The sequence below is a fragment of the Segatella copri genome, from assembly GCF_019249655.2.
Classification (GTDB): Bacteria; Bacteroidota; Bacteroidia; order Bacteroidales; family Bacteroidaceae; genus Prevotella.
Map to the genome: position 1 here is coordinate 3,690,053 of NZ_CP137557.1, position 20,617 is coordinate 3,710,669.

Below are 20,617 nucleotides of genomic sequence, written 5' to 3' on the forward strand. Positions count from 1 at the left end.
AAAAATAGATAATGATGAAAAGCTATATTTCTAAATATGCCAAAGGAAATGTGAAGGGCGCACTCTTGCTGAGTGCCGCTCTTGCACTTTCGGCTAATCTTCAGGCGCAAGACTTGCGAGGTAAGGTGGTGGGCAACGACGGGCAACCGGTAGCAAATGTGGTTATTTCGATGCCTGGCAAGGGTGCTGTGCGCACAGATGCCAATGGTATGTTTACCATCAAGGATTGCAAAGAGAATGTTATGCTCACTTTCCGCCATGAGGGATATTTCAATAAGACGGAACATCTGAAGAAGCATGAACTAGGGAAGCAAATCGTTGTACACCTCATTTCAAACAAGACTTCTCGCTATAACGAGTCGGTTGTTCTTCCTCATGAGACCGTGGAAAATGACCCTACCATGGCGGGTAGAAATAATATCAACCGTAAGGACTTCGCACTTGGTTCTATGACTGTAGAGAAGGCGATGCAAAGTGGATTGCCTGGTTTGCGTGTTGTCAATAAGGGCGGAATTCCTGGTGAGGGTGCCAATATGCAGATACGAGGCTTGAAAACCATCATAGGCGATGGCAATCCGTTGGTTGTCATTAATGGTGTGCCATTCATGCCTGACAAGAATGAGTCGAAGGTAATAGGTGGTTTGAGCCGTTCTATCTTCGAGGCACTCAATGGCCAGGATATCAAGAATATCACGGTACTCAAGGATGGGGCTACTGCTATCTATGGTTCTCTTGCCAACAATGGTGTGGTTCTCATCGAAACCGACCAGGCATCCAAGGAGAACATGAATACTCGCATCTCTTTCAATGCCATCTATGGATTCAATTGGAACAAGAGCCGTTTGCCTCTGATGAACTCAACCCAATACAAGAGTTATCTCACGGATATGGGCTTGACGCATTACGCCAATCAGGAGGCTTTCTTCAATGATTTCACCTTCCTGTCAAATCCGCAAGCCAATAATGCCGAGCTTTATAGCTTCAACACAAATTGGCAGGATGAGGTGTTGCGCAACTCTTCTACCATGGACTATCTGTTCAGGGTAGAAGGAGGTGATGCCATCGCCAAGTACAACATCTCTCTGGGCTATAATGGCGATCAGGGAACCTTGAAGAATACAAACAACGACCGCTATAATGCGCAAATCAATGCGTCTGTCCTGGTGAGTCGTAAGTTGGAAATCCTGGCGTCTGTCAACACAGCTTACATGAAGGGTAACTTCATGGAGCAGGGCATGAGCTACGAGGCAAATCCAATGTTGGCGGCATATCGTCGTTCTCCATTGCTCTCGCCATACAGTACCGATATTTACGGCAAGTTGATTTCCAACTATAGTACCTATAAATATGGTGCCATCGACGATTATTATGTATCCAATCCGTTGGCGGTGGTGAATACCGTTGAGGCTACCCAGAAACAGTATGATGTAAATGCCAAGGTGCAGTTGGTGTATCGCCCAGCGCAGTGGCTTACCTTGAATGGCATTGTGGGCTTGTACTACAACTACAACCAGGAAAATATGTTTATTCCGGGTGTCACCTCGCAGGCTATCAAGTTTATTACCGACCGTTATGGCAATGCCAACAACACAGTGAGAGTGGGAACCAATTACACCATGAATATGTTCTATCATGTGAATGCCGATTTCCAGAAGACTTTCGCCAAGAAGCATGATGTGAAGGTGCAGTTGGGATTCCAGGCTCTGACCACCGATTACGAGTATGATGTGTCATTCGGAAGAAATACGCCTAACGATTACTTGAAGACGATGGGTAGTGTGCCTTCTTCTGAAAAACGCTATTTCGATGGTTACAACAACAAGTGGAATTGGATGAACCTCTATGCCGTAGCTAATTATACTTACGCTAATTTGGCAAAGGTGGGGTTGACTGCTTCTTTGGATGGTGCATCCAGTGTTGCAGGAAAGTTTGGTGATGCCAAGGTTTATCCGGGAGCCGATGTGGTTTTGATGGTGAAGAATCTGCCAGGACTTCATTCTGCAGATTTCATCAATAAGCTGAATCTTTATGCCAACTGTTCAACGACGGGTAACAGTCGCTTCGGCAGCAAGTATTACCAGAGTTACTATACTTCAAGTCCTTTCCTGGATATTGCAGGTATTGTACGTGCAAACTTGGCAACCACCGATGTGCTGAAACCGGAAATCACCACCACTTACAATGTGGGTATCGAGACGGCTCTTTTCAATAATCGCATTTCTTTGGCTGCCGAGTATTATAACTCCAAGACCAAGGATGTGATTCTCTTCGGAAATGCTTCTCCACTCTTGGGTACTGCTCCTTACTATCGCAATGCTGCAAAGATCAAGGGTGATGGAGTAGAGTTGAAGGTTTCGGTTTCACCTGTTGTCACCAAGGACTTTAAGTGGACTTTGGGTGCTACGCTCAGTACCGTCAACAATCAGGTGGAGAGTATGAATGGTGCTGCCGACATGCTTTATTCATTGTCAGACAATGCCACCTTGATTACCCGTCAGGGTGAATCACCATTTGCCTTCTATGGTTATCAGACAGCAGGAGTCTATTCCACTACGGCAGAGGCGAATGCCGCTTACACCCAAGCAGATGGAAGCAAGACAGCTTTGCTGAACGATAGAGGTGTGGCTTACCAGGCTGGCGATATTCGATTTGTGGATCAGAATGGTGATGGCAGAATTGATGCTGCCGACCGTGTTGTGTTGGGTTCGGCCACTCCTAAGGGATTTGGCAACTTCTATACCCACTTTGACTATAAGAACTTCGGATTAGATGTTGACTTCGGATATCAGTGGGGTGGAAAGGCCTACAATGCCATGCGCCGTGTCACAGAGTCGGCTTCCGATTTCTCTAACCAGTCGGTATCTGTGGTTCGCCGTTGGAACATGGAAGGTCAGGTCACTGATATGCCGCATGCCGAGTGGGGTGACCCACGTGGTAACAACGATTTCTCCGACCGTTGGATAGAGAGCACCGACTTCATCAAGTTGCGCAATATTTCCTTGAGCTATACTTACGATAAGTCGCTTTGGAATTTCATTCAGGGAGCTACCATCTACGTATCGGGTGAGAATCTGCTTACCTTCACCAAGTATCTGGGTCTTGATCCGGAGTTTGCCTATTCTTACAGCAATTTGATGCAAGGTGTGGATTATGGCAAGTTGAATGCGCCACGTTCCGTGAAGATTGGTGTGAATCTGAAATTCTAGAAGAATCAGAACGTAGTATTGAATCGATTTAAAATGAGAATAAAGAATGAAACGTAATATTTTCAAAAGATACAAATGGAGTGTAGGGGTACTCGCTGCAGCGTTCTCCCTGACCTTTACTTCATGTTCGGATTTCTTTAATCCAGATACCGACGACCAGGTGAGCGACAAGCATTATATCTCGGAAAATACCGAGATGTACACGGGATTCGTGGGATTGCTGACCAAGATGCAGGCGATAGGTGACAAGGAAATCCTGCTTACGGATACTCGTGCTGAGTTTATCGAACCGACGAAGAATGCAGGCACCGACTTGTGGTCGCTCTATCAGTATGCAGATAACTTGCAGGGCAACGAATATGCTTCTCCTGCTGCCTACTATGAGTTGATTCTGGCGTGCAATGATTACCTGCACAAGGTGAAGGAGTTTCGAAAGATGCCACAGGTGGATGATGAAATCTGCCAGGACTTGATTTCTTCTACCATCCGCATCAAGGCATGGACTTATAAGACCATCGGTGAGATTTATGGCGAGGCTGCCTGGATAGATGAACCCGTGGGCAGTGTGGATGCTTTCTTGGCACAGGCACGTAACAATGTCATTCCGATGAACCAGGTGATAGATAAATGCCTGAACCTGATGGAAGCGGGATATGATGGTGTGAAGTCCGACCGTGTAGTTGACTGGATTGCATGGCTTGATCCGACGAATGTGACGAACATTGCGGCTTCTCCTTTCCGCAAGTGGAATTATATCGTTCCAACTTACGAGGGTGTTTATTCTGAGCTTTGTCTTTGGAAGGGTGCTTATCTGGATGCCGACAATGGTGTGGGCAATGAGCCTGCCAAGGTGTATTACAAGACGGCTGCCGACTTGCTCCTAAAGGCGCTGAACGTATATATAAATAATGAGAGTTTCTCGGGCAACAACCCTTACTGGTGTCCTAATGCCGGAACCAAGGGACGTTATGCCAATTTGTGGCAGTCGCAGGAGCCATACGTACCTGAGAATGTATGTGCCATCCTTTACGATTACAACCAGGGGCAGACCAATTCTTTGGTAGAGCATTTCAATAGTGATACTCCTGCCAAGTATCTATTGAAGCCTTCTGAGGCCGGTATGGATAATTTCACCAATCCTGATAAGAATCCAGGCGGTTCAACATCTGAAACTCGCTTTAAGAATCTGGTAGGAAAGAGTGCCGATGGCTATTACATCGCCAAGTATCGTCAGAATGGTGGCCGCAATGGCATCCGTGCCAACGCTTATCAGGACGATGTGCATATTTATATCTATCGTTCCACCCAGTATCATCTGATGTTGTGTGAGGCCTTGAATCAGTTAGACCGTTTCTCGGCATTGAACAGTGTGCTCAACAGCGGAATGACGGGTGAGAAGGTAGATGAACTTGTTGCCAACGATGACTCTATCAAGGCAGGCAAGCCGATCAAGTATCCGGAGTGGGAAGGATTTACCCGCAACTGGACTTCTAGTGCAGAGTGGGGTACTCGCAAGTATCCTGATACCGGAATCCGTGGTGCCTACGAATTGTCGGCGCGCCAGATTGAAACCGGAAACAATCCGGCTCAGATGCAAGTTGCCAAGCGAAACAACGATATCCAGATCATGAAGGAGGCTGAAATGGAGTTCTCTTGCGAAGGCAAGACTTATCCTTGGATGAACCGAGTGGCTGTGAGATACAAGGACAGGGGTATCGTGGCAGATGAAATCTGTCCTAAGTATGAAACCAGAGGATTGGCTGCCCAGGTGCGTGCTGCCATCATGAATGGTGCCAACTGGGTGAAGTATCATCTCTAGAATCCGGGAATCGAACGGATAGAGAATCATCTTGAAGAAGAATAAATAACCTAATATTAATTTAACAACTATCGTGTATGAAGAAATTCTTGACACTAGCATTGTTGGCTGTCAGTGTATTGACAGCAAATGCAGAAAGTAGAAAGTGGGACTTCACGAATTGGAGTGCCGCTACAATTGCCAACTTGAACAAGGGCGCATCTGCTAATTTCTCTACAGATGCAGAAGCCTTGAATCCTGCTTGTGGCTGGTCAGACATCGAGAAGGCAAATGGTAATCAAGCTGCTGCCAAAGGTGGTAAAATCTTCTGGGAGGTAAAGGCCCAGGGTAATGCTACCACTGGTGCTCAGCTTTGTGCAGACGGACAGCCTATCCAGGAATTGGATGGCTTGCTCTACACCAACACTACGAATCGTTCTTTGGCCATCGCCATCAACAATGGCTCAGGCTATGAGGGCGCTTCTTATCTCTGGACGGGTTCTAAGAAGAAGGACTATTTCGTGATTCCTAATGTAAAGGCTGGTGCAAAGATTACTATGGGTGTGGAGTCTCACAAAACCACAGAGGCTCGTGGTTATGAACTCTACATCGTGGAGAACGGCAAGTTTAGCACCAAGGGTACCAAACTGATGGATCCTGATGGCAAAGCCAATGCGGTGCCTAAGACTTACGTGGAGCAGACCTGGCAGGTACCAGAAGAGGGCTTGACGGATACTCCTAACGAGGATGGTACCTACAATGTGTTGATTTACAACACCAATGGCTGCCACATGTACTTCATCAAGGTTGATGAGGGTGACAACATGGGTGAGGCTCGCAAGGTGGCATGGTTGCATGCTGGTGGCGCAGGCTTGGATTATGCTATGCGTCCTACCGATGGCTTTGAATATACAGATATCGATGCTACCACCGATGAGGTTACCGATGAGTCTTTGCGTAGCTACGAGGCAGTGGTTGTTGGTTCAGACGTAACAGCCGAGTCTCCTGCTTATCCAACCTTGGAGAAGAACATCGCTTTCGTGCCAATGGTTAACTTGAACAACAAACTCTTTGGTTATACCGCAGCTGCTGACGATGTAACAACAATGACCGTGACCGATGCTGATGCAGGCTATTGGACAAACCTTACGCTTGAGGATGGTACATTCGATTATGCATCTCATGTGTCTGTAACTCTTCCAGAGAAGTTTGCCAACGACGAGGTTATCGCTAAGCAGGGTGATGCTGTTGCCATCCATCGTCATAATAATGGTGCAGGCAAGAACAGCTACTTCCTGTTGGGTTCTGATGAAACCGCTGTAACAACTTACGCCGAGTGGTCTAGCCTTCTTGGTAATATCATCAACGAGGCTGCTCAAACCAAGCGTGATGTAACCAATGCTGCTGCTCCTTCTTATTCTTTGAACTATGCAGATCAGCAGACCACTGTTTCTATCAGTTGTGCAACTGGCGGTTCTCAGGTCTATTATAAGGTAGGCGATGGCGAGTACCAGCTTTATTCTGAGCCATTGGTTTACACAGAGCCTGTTAAGTTGACAGCTTATGCTGTTTCTGAGGGTTATCTCCAGAGTGAGGAATCTTCTAAGGAAATCGACATCCAGTCTCAGGCAGCTGCTCCGGTTGTTGAGATTGCATCAGAGGAAGGTAAGTCTGTCATCACCATTACCAACAAGGAAGAGGGTGCTCAGGTTTACTATTCATTCAGTGGACAGACCAAGACCAGCACTGCTGCTACCTATGCAGAGCCTGTAGAGGTAACTGAGCCTGGTACCATCACAGCTTTTGCGGTTGCTGAGGGCAAGTTGCAGAGCGAGGCTGTAGCTATAGAGTTTGCAGTAAAGGGTATTCCTGAAGTTAAGGATACTATCTCTCACTTCACTGCCAATGAGGCTGATTGGTTCACAAATGCTGTTGTAACAGATGCTGATGGTGTTTCTACTCCTTTGGCAGAAGCTATTACTGCTGGCAGTGCTAGTGGTGCAGCTAAGGCTGTTTATTACTTCGGCAAGTCTGCTTGGGCTTACTATGGTAGCGAGGTTGACCATACCGAGACAGATCCTGAGACAGGTGAGGAGAAAGTTATCTATAAGCCAGACCCAAAGGCTTACAAGTATGTATCTTCTACTTCTGATACGGATTGGATTATCGAATCTGAAGGTCAGGTAATCACAGGTGAGACCAATGTCTCAGCTTCTTCTGGTATCTTCACTGGTACTGCTGGTTATTTTGCAGAAGAGGCTATCGATGAGATAGGCGGTACACCTTCTAAGGGTAAGGTTAGCTTTGGTGGTAAGTCTTCAGGTGATCCTTATACTATGCGTGTGAAGTCAACCAAGACATTTGATGGAACATTTGATGTTGTTACTTATCTTTCTAATGGTGGTACTAGCGACCTTGGCATCGAGTTGCAGAAGTCTGCTGATGGTACAACTTGGGAGAAGGTTGGAGATTTGAACTTCTCTAAATCTCAGCGTTTGTACAAGAAGACTCGTTTCCACTTGAACGAGACTACACCTGTTTACCTCCGTGTTGCTCAGGTATCTGGTGGCTCTAAGGGGCAGCTTTATGACATCTATGTTATCAAGACTGCTGGTTCTACAACAGGTATAGAGTCTATCCCTGCTGCTGATGCAGCAAAGAATGTGAAGGTAATGAAGTTCAGCAAGAATGGTCGCCTTGTTATTCAGAAGGGTAATGCCATCTATAATGTTGCTGGCTTGAAGCTCAACTAATAGATAGGATAATATTCAAGGCAGGCTGCATAATCGGTGTGGCCTGCCTCTGAAAACTTTTGAATTGTCTAGACTTGTTTATGCTTATTGTTTTAATTTATAAAACTTAAACTGAATGGGAAAAAATATATATTGGCCTTAGTGTCTCTGTTTGTTATGGTAGTAAATGCTAGTTCTGAAGATTTGCAGGTAGATAGGATTAAATATGCAGAAGTGCTCAAACGAATGTACTAGAAATGGTGGTAAAATTGAGTGGAAATATGAATCTACAGAGTCATAGTTAGTTTGTAATAATATGAGAAGAGTAAATTGTAACTTTGTAATATTCGCAATAGTGTTTCTATTCTTTTCCCCTCTTCATGCTGCGGAGGATGTAGGGATACGGGAAATGGTAAACCTCAAATCCGCAACCTATAGGGTTTAGTGGGATTTTGCTTGCAAAGCGACAAAATTCATTTTATTGTACATATTTCTTGCACAACAGAAATGTCGCAGACACAAAATCCCCTTACCCCATAAAGCGACTTGAGGTAATACGCTGGTTTAACCAGAAAAGCATGGTCTTTAACCAAAGTCTGTCTTGAACAGGTTGGCATAAGCATTGTTGTCTGAGTAAATATTCAATACATGCCTACGTGATGTCTTAATCCATTTCGCAGGAACAGAGATGAACTTGAAAACAAAGGTCTTGATTCTGCTGGTGGCACGCAATCCAAATTCATGGGTTTTCAATCTCTGCATAATAGCTTTGTAGAAGTTTCTGATGAGAGCTGTCATAAGCAGGAATACAGTATTCTGTGCCATGAACGATTTTGGCAATCGATTCCAGCCAAAGCCATTGTTCATGTCATCGAAGATGCGTTCCTTGCCACCACGAAGATTGTAGAATTCCACGATGTCTCTTGCACTCGACTTGTAATCGTTAGTCAGTATACATCTGTAGGTATATTCGCCTTCCCAAATGTCAAGGTCTCCATCTATTCGCCTTTGTCTCTGTATGACAAGACGATACGGTTTTCCTTTCCATTTCTCAACAAGGATGGAATTCAGCTCAAATTCAATACCGTTGATTTCAACAGTTTTCCATCCAGTCAAGGCAAACATGGAATCGTAGAAGGAAGAGCATCTGTTGGCACGAATATAAAAATGCCTGCAATGAGCCTCTACCATATCTACGATTTCCTCCGAGCATGAGCCGCAATCCATGCGGGCACGGGATATATATACTTCTGATGCCTCCAGTCGCTTGAAGATTCTTTCCAAAGTCTCTCTTTGGTTGAAGCGCACGTTTGTGTTGCCGTCTCTATTTTCAATACCGACAATCATGTCGTTAATGACTGCCACACCTGGACTATAGCCCAGGAACTTCTTGTAGGTTGGTTTTGCATCATGCTTCTCTGTTTCAATGAACTGATGGTCAAAGTCAAAATCATACTCTTGACCGGATTTCAATTGACCAGTAGCAAGCAGGGCTTTGATCAATAAGCAGTTCATCTTGTCTGCAGTATTGAAATCATAGGAGTTGCCAGAAGCAGATTTATAGGTGATGTTCTTACAAGTCAGTTCTTCGATAGCACGCAATATGGTGTCTGCGCTGCAAGTGCGAAGAGTTGGATGAAGAGACAAATGTTTCATCAAGTGAGTTGTAACATCCTCAATACATGAGCCGCCACAAAGATATACGCACATCAGAGAGCGTAGAATTTCGCTATATTGATAACCAAACATAGTGCATCTCAATCCCAAGGTGGAATCTATGGTTTGAGCTAAAAGAGCATCAAATTGCTCCATAATAGAAAAAATTCCTCCAAAAGGAGTGAGTTTCTCAGATTTTATTTGTATCTTTGCCATGTCATATTAGAGTTTTGCTTGTCTTCTTTTCGCAACACTAAGGTAAGTGAAAATTCTGACATGGCAAAATCCTGGGCAACTTTTTGTTGCTCAGGCACTTATAAATAATGTTAAACTATAGTGTTGCGGAATTAAGGGTAAATAGAATCAATTTGTTCAATCGTTATCTCCCTCAGGAAAAAGTGTATCTTCATTTCGATAATACAGCTTATTTTATGGGGGAGAAGATGTGGTTTAAGGCTTATGTCTTGCGTAGTGACAATCACCATGCAACTGATGTGAGCCGAGTCCTTTATGTTGAATTGCTTGACAGAAGCGGTAATGTGGTGGAAACCCAAAAACTTCCGATAGGGGCTATGGGACAGGCTGATGGCGTCTTTGACTTACGTAACGTGCTGGCAGGTGGTTTCTATGAAGTCAGAGCCTATACTCGCTATATGCTCAATTGGGATAGTAGCTGGCTTTTCTCTCGTGTGTTCCCTATTTTTGAAACGCCTGGCAAGGAAGGTGACTATTCTCGTCCTTCTTTAGGGAAAACAGCCTGGCAAGTTCGTGAATCAGAAAAAGTGCCTACTAAGGAGGAAACTGGGATATCCTTTGCCAAGCCAGAGGATGGTAATATAGCTTTTTTCCCCGAAGGTGGTCATTTGGTAGAGAACTTGTCTTGTCGTGTAGCATTTGAAATAAGAGACCGTCAGGGTTTACCTGTTAATGGAACGGGTGAACTGTCCTGTGGAGAAGAGTGCCTATGTTCTGTCAGTACCTCTCAAAACGGTCGTGGCGTATTCTCTCTTGTAGCACAGCCTGGTAAGATATATTCTCTAAACTTGAAAGATAAGAGGGGAAGATTATATCGCCAGGAATTGCCTGTGGCGGAAAAGGAAGGCTGTAGCATGAGAGTGACACAGTCTGGTAAATCCTGGTGTGTGAATTTGAATACAACGACCTCCTTTGCCCAGGATTCTTTGGGAATAGTACTGACAGCTCATGGTGCATTGAAGCATGTGGATGTTGTAGCGGGTAGTCGTTCTATATATTTGTCTCTTCCAGATTCAGCCATTGCTGATGGTGTAAACCGGGTCAGTGTAGTCAATGGCGCTGGTCAGGTTCTTGCAGACAGGTTGTTTTTCCAATATCCCCGGACTTTAAAAGATAGCATAAGTGTTACCGTAAAAGAAACCTCCTTGCTCCCGTCCTCCCCAATCAACCTGTCTTTTCATGCTCCCCCATCTACCATATTCTCCTTATCAGTTCGTGATGCCGATACGGAAAAGAATATCTCTTCTCTTGATTGCGAGAACTGGCTTCTGTTGGCAGGAGAACTGCATGGCTATGTGTCTCATCCCGAATATTATTTTGAGTCAGACGATGCCGAACATCGCGAAGCAGCCGACCTGCTGATGTTGGTTCAAGGCTGGCGTCGTTATGATCTCAGTCAGATGATGGGCAAGAAAAACTTCAAGATAGTTCATCCTGTAGAAAAGGGATTGAGCATTTCAGGAAGATTAAAGGGTCCTCAAAAGAAAGCCATTGTGTCCAACCAGAATTTACGTTTCCGCCTTTACAATGAGTTGGGGCAGTCTCTGAGTGGGAATGCTGTGACCGACAGTCTGGGCTATTACGTGATAGAAGTTCCTCCTTGTGATGGAGAATGGAATATGTTTGTTCACATACCTAAAAAGTATAGTATAGAGATAGACCGTAATTTTTCTCCATCACCTCGTTCCCTTTCCTTGTTGGAGTTGATGCGTCCCCAGGATGCCACGGCAGCCATGACTTCTTTTCATTACAGCCGCAATACTGATGAAGTGTTAGAGAAGCCTGCTGGTATCAGCATGCTCTCTCGCACTCACATGTTGCCCACCGTGGTCAAGAAAAAGCATTTTTGGGAAAGTGGAATAGCCTGGGATAATATAACGGAAGGCAAGGAAGTCTCTTACCTATATTATAATATAGATAAGGAGAGAGACAGACTTTTGGATAAAGGTGAGGAGATTCCCTATATCTATGAATGGCTGAAACAGAAAAATCATGCGTTTAAGGGTGATTATAGAGAACTGTTTGATGCCTTTAACCCTGCTTTTTGGTATGATAAAGATGTTTGCGATTTCTCTTATAATGGAAATCCTATTTTGTGGATGTTGGACAATAGTCCAAGATGTATCACAAATGGTCTCCCTTTTACAGGCACGGTTCCTTTGATGAAAAGTAGAACTATAGACGATATGCCTGTAACAATGGGAGAAGTAAAGGCGATTTATATTACCGAAGCTCCTAATGTCTGGAAACGCTATTTGGTGGGAAATGCTTGGGCGAAAATTGGTAATATGGCAACAGTCTTTGTCTATACCCATAAGATGTTTAGAAAATGCCCCAAAAACTTGCGCCACACATTCTTTGATGGGTATAGTCCTGCTGTGGAGTTCTATTCGCCGGGGTATGGTGAACTTCCATCCAATGAAGATTTCCGTCGTACATTGTATTGGAATCCTTACGTAAGGACCAATAAGGAAGGCTATGTGGATTTGAGAATTTGCAATACGGGTACATGCAGGCAACTTATTATTTCTGCTGAGGCGATAACTCCTGATGGAAATATAGTCAAGAATAGATGATGTTTCATGCACTCTCAGTGGTCTATCCCGGAAGAAAAACTCTCAAAAAGAGAATGCTGTAAACTTAGCACTCGGACAATACTCTTCACTCTTCACCCAGCCCTCGCAAACCTCTATAAACAAGGTGTTTAGCGTGGTGAAGAGTTCCCGCAACTCTTCACCACTCTTCACCACTCTTCACCCATAAGGGGTAAGCGGCTCCGCGTTTATACCATTGTAGTCTTCTCATTTGTTCGTACCTTTGCACCATCATTTTAAAATCAAACAAATTATGACAGCAAACGAACGTTTTGAGAAGGCTTGGGATTCCTTCTTAGTCTATCTGAATCGAAACCCCAAGGCCCAACTTACTCCTTTCTTGAAGGAAAGACATGTAAATCATCGCACCATGATGAACTGGATGTGCGAAAAAGGATATTCAGTTTTACGTGCCAAGCAGGAAATCCGCCAAGCCCAGGAGGCAGCCCGCAGAGAAAAAGCAGAAGCATCTGCATCAAGTACAGGCATGATGTTCGTGCCTATGGAACCTCCTACCATAGATCTTCCTATGGAGGACCTCCTTTATGGCATAAACATAACCTTTCCAAATGGAACTTTGGTTTCCGTTAAAAAAGGATGTGCCAAGTCTGTTATGGCGTTGATGAAACTTTATGAGAAGGAGGATGCAGTATGTTTGGATTGAATGAGAGTACCCAGTACTATGTCTGCCAGAGATACGTACGAATGAACATGGGCATAAATGGCTTGTATCAGATAGTGAGAACCGAGCTGGAACTTCCGCCACTTGGTGGTGCGGTATTCATCTTCTTCTCCAAGAACCGCCAGCAGGTAAAAATGCTCAAGTGGGATGGCGATGGTTTCTTGCTGTACCAGAAGCGATTGGAGCGAGGAACCTTTGAATTACCATTCTTTGACCCCAAGAACAAACAATGCAAAATGCCGTACAGGACACTATCGGCCATCATGAGCGGAATTTGCCTAAAAAGCATGAAATATAGAAAGAGACTCAATCTATAGTAGCGGCAGGAAAATTCTAACATATTGTACATCAATAAAATAACTAAAAATAATATATAAGAATACTTGCATATCTCGATATTTTTTCGTATCTTTGCACTATGACAAAGGACGAAATTATAGTACTTTTGAAGGAACAACTTCAGCTTGCCAACGAACAACTTCAGCAAGCTAATACTACAGTGAGTTCGCTGACCCTACAGGTCAACGAACTCATTATACGTATAAAGTCATTAGAAGAACTACTCGTCCAGAAAGGAATCGCCATAGACAAAGCGAATCGTCAGAACAAGGCACTCGGCAAGCTCGTTTCAGGCAAGAAGTCCGAACGTCAGGAGAAGAATCCACAAGACTCGATGCCCCAGGAGGAATTTGACAAGAAGAAAAAAGAGCAGGCCGAAAAAAGAAAGGCACGCAAAAACAACGGAGCCAAGCGTGACATGCATTACGAAATGAAAGAAGTGCATGTTACGATAGATCCAGTCATGGATGCAGAGCTTTTGAAGACGTTGCGTCTCTTCGGGACTCGTACCTGTATACGTTACAGCATGGAACCCATCAAGTTCATCAAGACCGTGTATCACATCAACACTTATACGGATGGAAGTATCATGTATCCGGGGAAGACTCCGCCGGCTCTGTTGTTGAATTCTTCCTATTCACCTTCCTTTGCAGCAGGTCTCCTGCAGATGCGATACATCTATTCCATGCCGGTAGAGCGAATTACCAAATACTTTGCCGACAATGGGTTTACGTTAAGGAAAGCTACGGCAAACAAGCTGATTGCCAGAAGTGCCGATGTACTGGAAAACTTCTATAAGGCTATCTGCCAAGTAGTGTTGCAGCAGGATTATGTCTCGGCAGACGAGACATATCATAAAGTGCTGTTAGCCAAGACAAAGCCTACGGACAAGGGTTCGAAGAAAGGCTACCTCTGGGCTGTAAGTGCGCCTGAACTGGGACTTGTCTTCTTCGTATATGAGGATGGTTCACGTTCTGAGCAGGTCATACTTAACGTATTCTCTGATTATAAAGGTACCATACAGAGTGATGCATATGCTCCTTACCGGAAACTGGAGTCGGATGCTTATCCTGACATTATGAGAATCGCCTGCCTACAGCATGTCAAGAGAGACTTCATCGACTGCGGCAAGGAGGACAAGGATGCTCAGAAGGTCGTAGATATCATCAACAGATTTTATCGAGAAGACAAAAAACATAAGGTTGGGGTAAATGGATGGACCGTTGAAGACCATCTTGCCTATCGGCAGTCATACGCACCAGACATTTTACAGGATTTATTGGAGAAACTGGAGGAAATATCTTCCAGGAAGGATTTGCTGCCCAAGTCTACCTTGGCGCAGGCGGTCGGCTATGCCCTTAATGAATATAATGCCATTTGTGACATCTTCAAAAGAGGTGATACGGCTCTCGATAACAACTACATTGAGAGAATCCAGAGGTACATATCACTATCAAGAAGAAACTCTATGTTCTTTGGCTCGCACGAAGGAGCAAGACGGGGAGCTATCCTATATTCTATAGCTATTTCATGCAAGTTGAATGGCATCAATCTGTTTGAATACATTAGCGATGTCATAGAAAAGACCATTGAATGGCAACCGAATACCCCACTGGAGAAATATAGAGACTTACTTCCTGACCGATGGAAAAAGCAGTAACAGCATTTGTTTAATCAGCTGTTACTGTTTTTTTTGAATTATGCAAGGTATAAACGCGGAGCCGCTTACCATAAGGGGACATTGAAAAAATAAATAGCATGAAGAATTGTACAAAATCGGGTCATCTGCGATGGTGACCGAAAATGGTTAAGATTTCTCTCTGGTAGAGAAGGGACAGGCTTAGAGGCTTGGGTGAAGAGTGGTGAAGAGTGGTGAAGAGTTGAGCCTACTCTTCACCCTGGGAAACGCCCTGTTTATCGGGGTTTACGAGGGCTGGGTGAAGAGTGAAGAGTATTTCATGAATCCATTGTTTATTCTATTTTCGGAATCAAGAATCCCAGGGGATGGTCTTGTATTCTTATCTCTTATGGCAGGTTTTGCTATGCCGTGTGGACAGCCTACTGGCAGATATGGAGACAGTTGGCTGTTCTAGGTAAGACAGTTGACTGTTCTAGGTAAGACAGTGAACTGTTCTACGTCAACAGTAAACTAGCCAGACCTACCTATATCATCTATAAAAATATGATTACTCCTGATTGAAGTGTCACTAGGCTCGGCAGAACAGCTGACTGCAGTGAGCAGACCTGCTGAGCCTAGTCAGCAGGTCTGCCGAGCCTAGTGGGAATCTCTCTGAAGGTATGTTCACGCACTCTGAAACATATGTTCTTGTTCTCTAAAAGATATGTTCTTGCACTCTGGAAGAGGATTTTTGATAATAATACACTAAAAAATGATACTTATTTCCCAATTTTGCTTTTGTTTCAGATAAAAGTTGTATCTTTGCCCTCAATTAAAGCGGCTGAAACAAAATGAAATATATAAGATTTATCATCATAATCTTTGTAATATTGACTCTCCAAGCATGCCTTGGGCATGGAAAGCAAGCTCATGAGGACGATGATTGCAAAGAAAAGGTAAGTCAGGAGACTTCTATCGATACGCTCTCACTTCCCATTGATGTGAGAGCCAAATTGGTGACCCTTCAAGACGGGTTGCCTTCTAATGCTGTGTCTGATATTTATCAGGATCAAAAAGGATTCATGTGGTTTTCTACCAACAATGGATTGGCAAGATATGATGGCAATCAGATGAAGGTGTATTTACAGGATAGTGCGTATGCTTCTAGTTCCGACCGCCGTGTGAAGCGCATAACGGAAGATAAGGACTTTAAGTATATGTGGATTTATACTGCCTCTGAGACATTCTATTGTCTGGATATGACAACGGGACATCTGGTGGATTACCTGTCGGAGGCGAAAGGATGGAGAGCACAGGAAAGACCTTTGCATTTTACCCAATCAAAATTGCAGGAAAAGGGACTGTTCTATATGTGGGGACCAAAGGATGGGGGACTCATCGTAGATTATCGTGATGGAAACTTCAAGGTGAAGTACCTCTCGGCTAAAGAGATGGAGGATATCCTGCCTAAGTTGCAGGATGCAAAAATAGCTGATAAGCAACTGGTGCAGAAATGGAAGGTGCCTAATGGGCGTGTGCTTACTGATAATAAAGGTGGCAAGTGGATTTACAACAATACGGGTATCTTGCGCAAGGTGGTGGGCGATAGCCTGATTACCTTGCGCTTGTTGCCAAATGAAACTAACTATATCGATTACGAACGTTTTAACATCGTGGAGGATAACCACGGCCTGGTTTGGATATCCACCTATGGCAAGGGACTGTTTGTATTCAATCACGACTTGACCCAAGGACAGCACTTCGTGGCAAACGACAAGGGAGAATCGCCGATAGCCTCTAATTACCTGCTTTGCATTGCTGCCGACCGTCGTGATGGAGTATGGGTAAGTGCTGAGTATGGAGGTGTGTCACATCTCCAGGTAATGGACAAGGGTGTGGTGCGCATTTTCCCGAATGGCAAGGAGAACCTCGATTTCTCTAATGTGGTGAGAATGGTTAAGAAGCAGCGTGATGGTTCGGTGATGGTGGGTACTCGCGATGGATGCCTGTATCATTATAGTGCCGACATGGCGCAAATGCTGGGAAAAAGCCATTTTGATTCCAATATATATAGTGTGGTGGAAATGCCACAGGGAAGAATGTGGATTGGTACCCGAGGAAAGGGTATCTATGGCATTCCAGGACTGGATTTCAAGAACAAGAAGGTGTTCTGCCTGAAACCGGATGCTCGGGGACGTATGTGGATAGGTACCTTTGGCGAAGGCTTGAGTGTAGCCATTCCTCGTGGCGAAGGATATGAGGTGAAGACTTTCTTTGCTGATAGTGTGGGACTTAACGAAGTAAGATGTCTCGCCATCGACCGCAAAGGTATGCTTTGGGGCGGTACTTCGGGTGGTCTCTTCTGTGTAGATCCTACCCGGTTTGCTGCTGATGGACAGGGACTGCGTGTCTATAAACGGGGTTCCGAGATACATGATATGCTGGTAGATAGACAGGGAAGGTTGTGGCTCACAGTGCCTGGCGAGGGATTGGTGTGCATGCAAGACGGAAAATTCCGTATTCTGGATGCTTCGCAGGGACTTATCAACAATATGGTGCAGTCGGTGGTGGAAACTGCTGATGGAAATCTGTGGGTATCTACCCAGCAGGGTGTATCTTGCTGGAAGGCAAAGGATAAATCTTTTGATAACTATCTTTTCTCCCGGGTCATGATGGGCAATGTATATAATGAGAACTCGGCAGTATGTCTCGATGATGGCAGGGTGTTGCTGGGTGGCAATTATGGTTTAACCATCATTAATCCTTCCCGTATCAGTCATGTCAAGGGACAGACTTCCGTGGTGTTTACCTCTCATCCTTATTCTGATGAGATGACCTTGTCGTATGAGGAGCGTTCGCCTAAAATTAACTTCTCTACGCTCGATTATTCCGATGTGAATAACGTGAAATATACCTATTGGCTGGAGGGATACGATTCATCTTGGAGCATTCCTTCGCCTACTCCTTGGGTTAATTACCAGAATCTGCCATTTGGCAGTTATCGCCTTCACGTCAAGGCATCTTATTCCGATGGTATCTGGGGCAAGGAAAGTGTACTCGATATCAGCGTTGAGCCACCATTCTATCTGTCGGTATGGGCATGGGTGTTCTATGCCTTGTTCCTCACGGTGGTGATAGTTATGGTAGCCAAGAGCATTCGTGAAAAGAATCTCCTGAAGGGAAAAATCAAGTTCGAACAGGAGCTTATACGCTATAAGTTGGTGTTTTTTACCAATATTGCACATGAGTTCCGCACACCGCTTACATTGATTCAAGGCTCTCTCGAAAAGGAGAAGCGCATCATGAAGGCCAATCATTGGCAGCCGGAGCTGGAGAAGACCGTGAGAACGATGGATAAGAGTGTGCAGCGTATGTTGCGACTCATCGACCAACTGCTGGAATTCAGAAAGATGCAGGCTGGAAAACTGAAGCTTTCCTTGCAGGAAACGGATGTTGTGATGTTCGTGCAGGGCATCTGCAAGATGTTTGACGATGCAGCTGAATCTAAGCAGATAGATTTTAAGCTTGAGTCTCAGTTGCCAGCCTATCTGATGTATCTTGACCAGCAAAAGATGGACAAGGTGGTGTTCAATCTGCTTTCCAATGCCTTTAAATATACGCCTGTGAAGGGTAGGATAGTGGTTAGCCTTGCTTTCCAAGGGGGAAAACTGACAGTCAGAGTGGCTGATACCGGTGTAGGAATACCGAAGGAGAAGCAAGCCCAGCTGTTCAGCCGTTTCATGCAGAGTAGCTATACGGGCGAGAACTTTGGCATCGGTTTGCATCTTACCCACGAGTTGGTGAAGGTTCACCATGGAGAAATCTCCTTCCATGACAACGAAGGGGGAGGAGCAATCTTTGTGGTGAAGATTCCGTTGGGCAAGGAATGCTATGAGGAATCAGACTTTCTGATAGAGAACAATCCGATATTGGTTGCGCCTGTGGATTCTGTGATAAAGCCGGAGAATGAAAAGAAGGAGCCGCAGAAAGCAGATGCAGATGAGCCTCTCAACCGCAAGACCATCTTACTGGTTGAGGATGATAATGATGTACGCGACTTCCTGGCATCGGAATTGGAAAGTTGTTTTAACCTCAGGGTAGCCACCGATGGACAGATGGGCTTAGCCATGGCGAAGGAAGAAGACTTCGACCTGGTGGTAAGCGATGTGATGATGCCGGGGATGAATGGCTTCGAACTGACTAAGCGACTTAAGAATAAGTTTGAAACCTGCCATATCCCTATCATCCTGTTGACGGCATTGAGTACCGATGACAAGGTGTTGGAGGGGACGGAGTCGGGAGCCGATGCCTATATCACGAAGCCTTTCAGTCCGCAACTGCTGGTTGCTCGCATCTTTCAGTTGCTTGATCAGCGTGAACGACTCAAGCAGAAGTTTTGCAAGGAGGTTCAGGCGGTTCGTTCAGCAATGTGTGCTAACGACCAGGATCTGATGTTTGTGCGCCGTTTGGATGCCGTGATTTATCCACGTCTTGGCGAGCAGGATTTGTCGGTAGATAAGGTGGCTGGCCTGCTGCGCATGGGGCGCACCCTCTTTTATAGAAAGGTGAGAGGTGTGACGGGTTATACGCCAAACGACTACATCCGTGTATTGAGAATGAAGAAGGCTGCAGAATTGTTGGCGAAAGGCGACAATAATGTATCGGAGGTGGCGTATGCTGTGGGATTCGACAACCCTTACTATTTCAGCAAGTGCTTCAAGGTGCAATATGGCATGCCTCCATCTCAGTATATCAAACAAGAACAAGCAAAGGAATAGAAGGATTTTCGATAGAAGAAGTATTTATCAGAATAAGAAATATTAAAAATCAGAATAAGTTATGTTAGAAAGTCATTATTACAAGGATATGATAGAGGCTGGCTGCGATGAGGCAGGCCGTGGATGTTTGGCGGGCAGCGTGTATGCTGCCGCCGTTATTCTTCCCCCTAATTATCAGAATGCCGATTTGAACGATAGTAAGAAACTCACCGACAAGAAGCGCAAGGCGCTCCGCAAGCAGATAGAGCGTGATGCGGTGGCTTGGGCTGTGGGGGTGGTTACTCCCGAAGAAATCGATCAGATCAATATTCTGAATGCCAGTTTTCTGGCGATGCATCGTGCCTTGGACCAGTTGAAGGTGCGCCCGGAGGCAGTCATCGTAGACGGCAACCGCTTCAAGCCTTACCAGGATTTACCTTATACTACTATAGTAAAAGGTGACGGAAAGTATCTGGCGATAGCAGCGGCAAGCATCCTTGCCAAGACCTATCGTGATGACTATATGGATGCCCTTGCCGAGGAATATCCTCAGTACGACTGGAAGAGCAACAAGGGCTATCCTACGAAGAAGCATCGTGCGGCAATCAAGGAGTTTGGCACTACGCCATATCATCGCATGAGCTATAATCTTCTGGGAACAGGAGAACTCTCCTTGGAGTTCAAGGATTGATAGAACGCCTACTGATTAAAACTAAATCCACTAGATAAACTAGGTATTATTGTCTCTTTCCTTTGTTTTCCGTGCTATTTTTTGTTATTTATTGTGTCTTTTTGTTTGTTTATTATGTATTTTTGTACAATCTGACGGATAATTGTACGATTTAGATTTATATATATACAATGAATTTCGTACTTTTGCAGCAACAATTTTTAAACCAAAGAATTAAACAAAATTAAATACAAACATGAACGTTGGTGGCGGAGCGTTTGGATTCTGCTGCTGATCTTCTTAAAAACTA

The 20,617-nt window shown here is 44.7% G+C and carries 10 protein-coding genes; 9 read left to right on the forward strand and 1 reads right to left on the reverse strand.

The features are described from left to right. The first annotated feature begins 11 nt into the window (after nucleotides 1–11). The 3 genes from KUA49_RS15060 (at nucleotide 12) to KUA49_RS15070 (ending at nucleotide 7,757) form a co-directional block, all read left to right on the forward strand. Nucleotides 12–3,206 (forward strand): SusC/RagA family TonB-linked outer membrane protein, encoded by a 3,195-nt coding sequence (locus KUA49_RS15060; RefSeq protein ID WP_218413311.1) that lies wholly within the window; start codon nucleotides 12–14, stop codon nucleotides 3,204–3,206. A 46-nt stretch (nucleotides 3,207–3,252) separates the two neighbouring features. Then, entirely contained in the window at nucleotides 3,253–5,025 is a 1,773-nt protein-coding gene (locus tag KUA49_RS15065) for a hypothetical protein (protein WP_218413310.1), read from the forward strand. A 77-nt stretch (nucleotides 5,026–5,102) separates the two neighbouring features. Next, nucleotides 5,103–7,757, forward strand: a complete 2,655-nt coding sequence (locus tag KUA49_RS15070) for a chitobiase/beta-hexosaminidase C-terminal domain-containing protein (protein ID WP_218413309.1) — start codon at nucleotides 5,103–5,105, stop codon at nucleotides 7,755–7,757. A 564-nt stretch (nucleotides 7,758–8,321) separates the two neighbouring features. Here the strand turns inward: KUA49_RS15070 and KUA49_RS15075 are convergent. After that, on the reverse strand, nucleotides 8,322–9,608 hold the full coding sequence (locus KUA49_RS15075) for an IS1380-like element IS942 family transposase (protein ID WP_055235773.1): 1,287 nt from the start codon (nucleotides 9,606–9,608) through the stop codon (nucleotides 8,322–8,324). A gap of 107 nt (nucleotides 9,609–9,715) precedes the next feature. Between KUA49_RS15075 and KUA49_RS15080 the strand changes: the two genes are divergently transcribed. The 6 genes from KUA49_RS15080 to KUA49_RS15105 all read left to right on the forward strand — a co-directional run bounded on the left by KUA49_RS15080 (nucleotide 9,716) and on the right by KUA49_RS15105 (nucleotide 20,328). Continuing rightward, complete coding sequence (locus KUA49_RS15080; RefSeq protein WP_218413617.1) at nucleotides 9,716–12,223, forward strand: hypothetical protein; 2,508 nt, start codon at nucleotides 9,716–9,718, stop codon at nucleotides 12,221–12,223. A gap of 271 nt (nucleotides 12,224–12,494) precedes the next feature. Beyond that, nucleotides 12,495–12,905, forward strand: a complete 411-nt coding sequence (locus KUA49_RS15085; RefSeq protein ID WP_270532637.1) for a hypothetical protein — start codon at nucleotides 12,495–12,497, stop codon at nucleotides 12,903–12,905. Next, on the forward strand, nucleotides 12,893–13,240 hold the full coding sequence (gene tnpB / locus KUA49_RS15090) for an IS66 family insertion sequence element accessory protein TnpB (protein ID WP_218413625.1): 348 nt from the start codon (nucleotides 12,893–12,895) through the stop codon (nucleotides 13,238–13,240). The genes KUA49_RS15085 and tnpB overlap by 13 nt, the downstream gene beginning before the upstream one ends. A 101-nt stretch (nucleotides 13,241–13,341) precedes the next feature. Then, entirely contained in the window at nucleotides 13,342–14,922 is a 1,581-nt protein-coding gene (gene tnpC, locus KUA49_RS15095) for an IS66 family transposase (RefSeq protein ID WP_318331635.1), read from the forward strand. 809 nt (nucleotides 14,923–15,731) lie between these two features. Then, complete coding sequence (locus KUA49_RS15100) at nucleotides 15,732–19,658, forward strand: hybrid sensor histidine kinase/response regulator transcription factor (RefSeq protein WP_218413237.1); 3,927 nt, start codon at nucleotides 15,732–15,734, stop codon at nucleotides 19,656–19,658. A 61-nt stretch (nucleotides 19,659–19,719) separates the two neighbouring features. Next, a complete protein-coding gene (locus KUA49_RS15105; protein WP_218413238.1) occupies nucleotides 19,720–20,328 on the forward strand; it encodes a ribonuclease HII in 609 nt (202 codons plus the stop codon). Nucleotides 20,329–20,617: the final 289 nt, after the last annotated feature.

Bases quoted from the DNA above. Each gene is read 5' to 3' on its own strand.
- KUA49_RS15100 (WP_218413237.1), top strand. From the start codon at position 15,732: ATGAAATATATAAGATTTATCATCATAATCTTTGTAATATTGACTCTC.
- KUA49_RS15085 (WP_270532637.1), top strand. From the start codon at position 12,495: ATGACAGCAAACGAACGTTTTGAGAAGGCTTGGGATTCCTTCTTAGTC.
- tnpB (WP_218413625.1), top strand. From the start codon at position 12,893: ATGTTTGGATTGAATGAGAGTACCCAGTACTATGTCTGCCAGAGATAC.
- KUA49_RS15075 (WP_055235773.1), bottom strand. From the start codon at position 9,608: ATGGCAAAGATACAAATAAAATCTGAGAAACTCACTCCTTTTGGAGGA.
- tnpC (WP_318331635.1), top strand. From the start codon at position 13,342: ATGACAAAGGACGAAATTATAGTACTTTTGAAGGAACAACTTCAGCTT.
- KUA49_RS15105 (WP_218413238.1), top strand. From the start codon at position 19,720: ATGTTAGAAAGTCATTATTACAAGGATATGATAGAGGCTGGCTGCGAT.
- KUA49_RS15065 (WP_218413310.1), top strand. From the start codon at position 3,253: ATGAAACGTAATATTTTCAAAAGATACAAATGGAGTGTAGGGGTACTC.
- KUA49_RS15070 (WP_218413309.1), top strand. From the start codon at position 5,103: ATGAAGAAATTCTTGACACTAGCATTGTTGGCTGTCAGTGTATTGACA.
- KUA49_RS15080 (WP_218413617.1), top strand. From the start codon at position 9,716: ATGTTAAACTATAGTGTTGCGGAATTAAGGGTAAATAGAATCAATTTG.
- KUA49_RS15060 (WP_218413311.1), top strand. From the start codon at position 12: ATGATGAAAAGCTATATTTCTAAATATGCCAAAGGAAATGTGAAGGGC.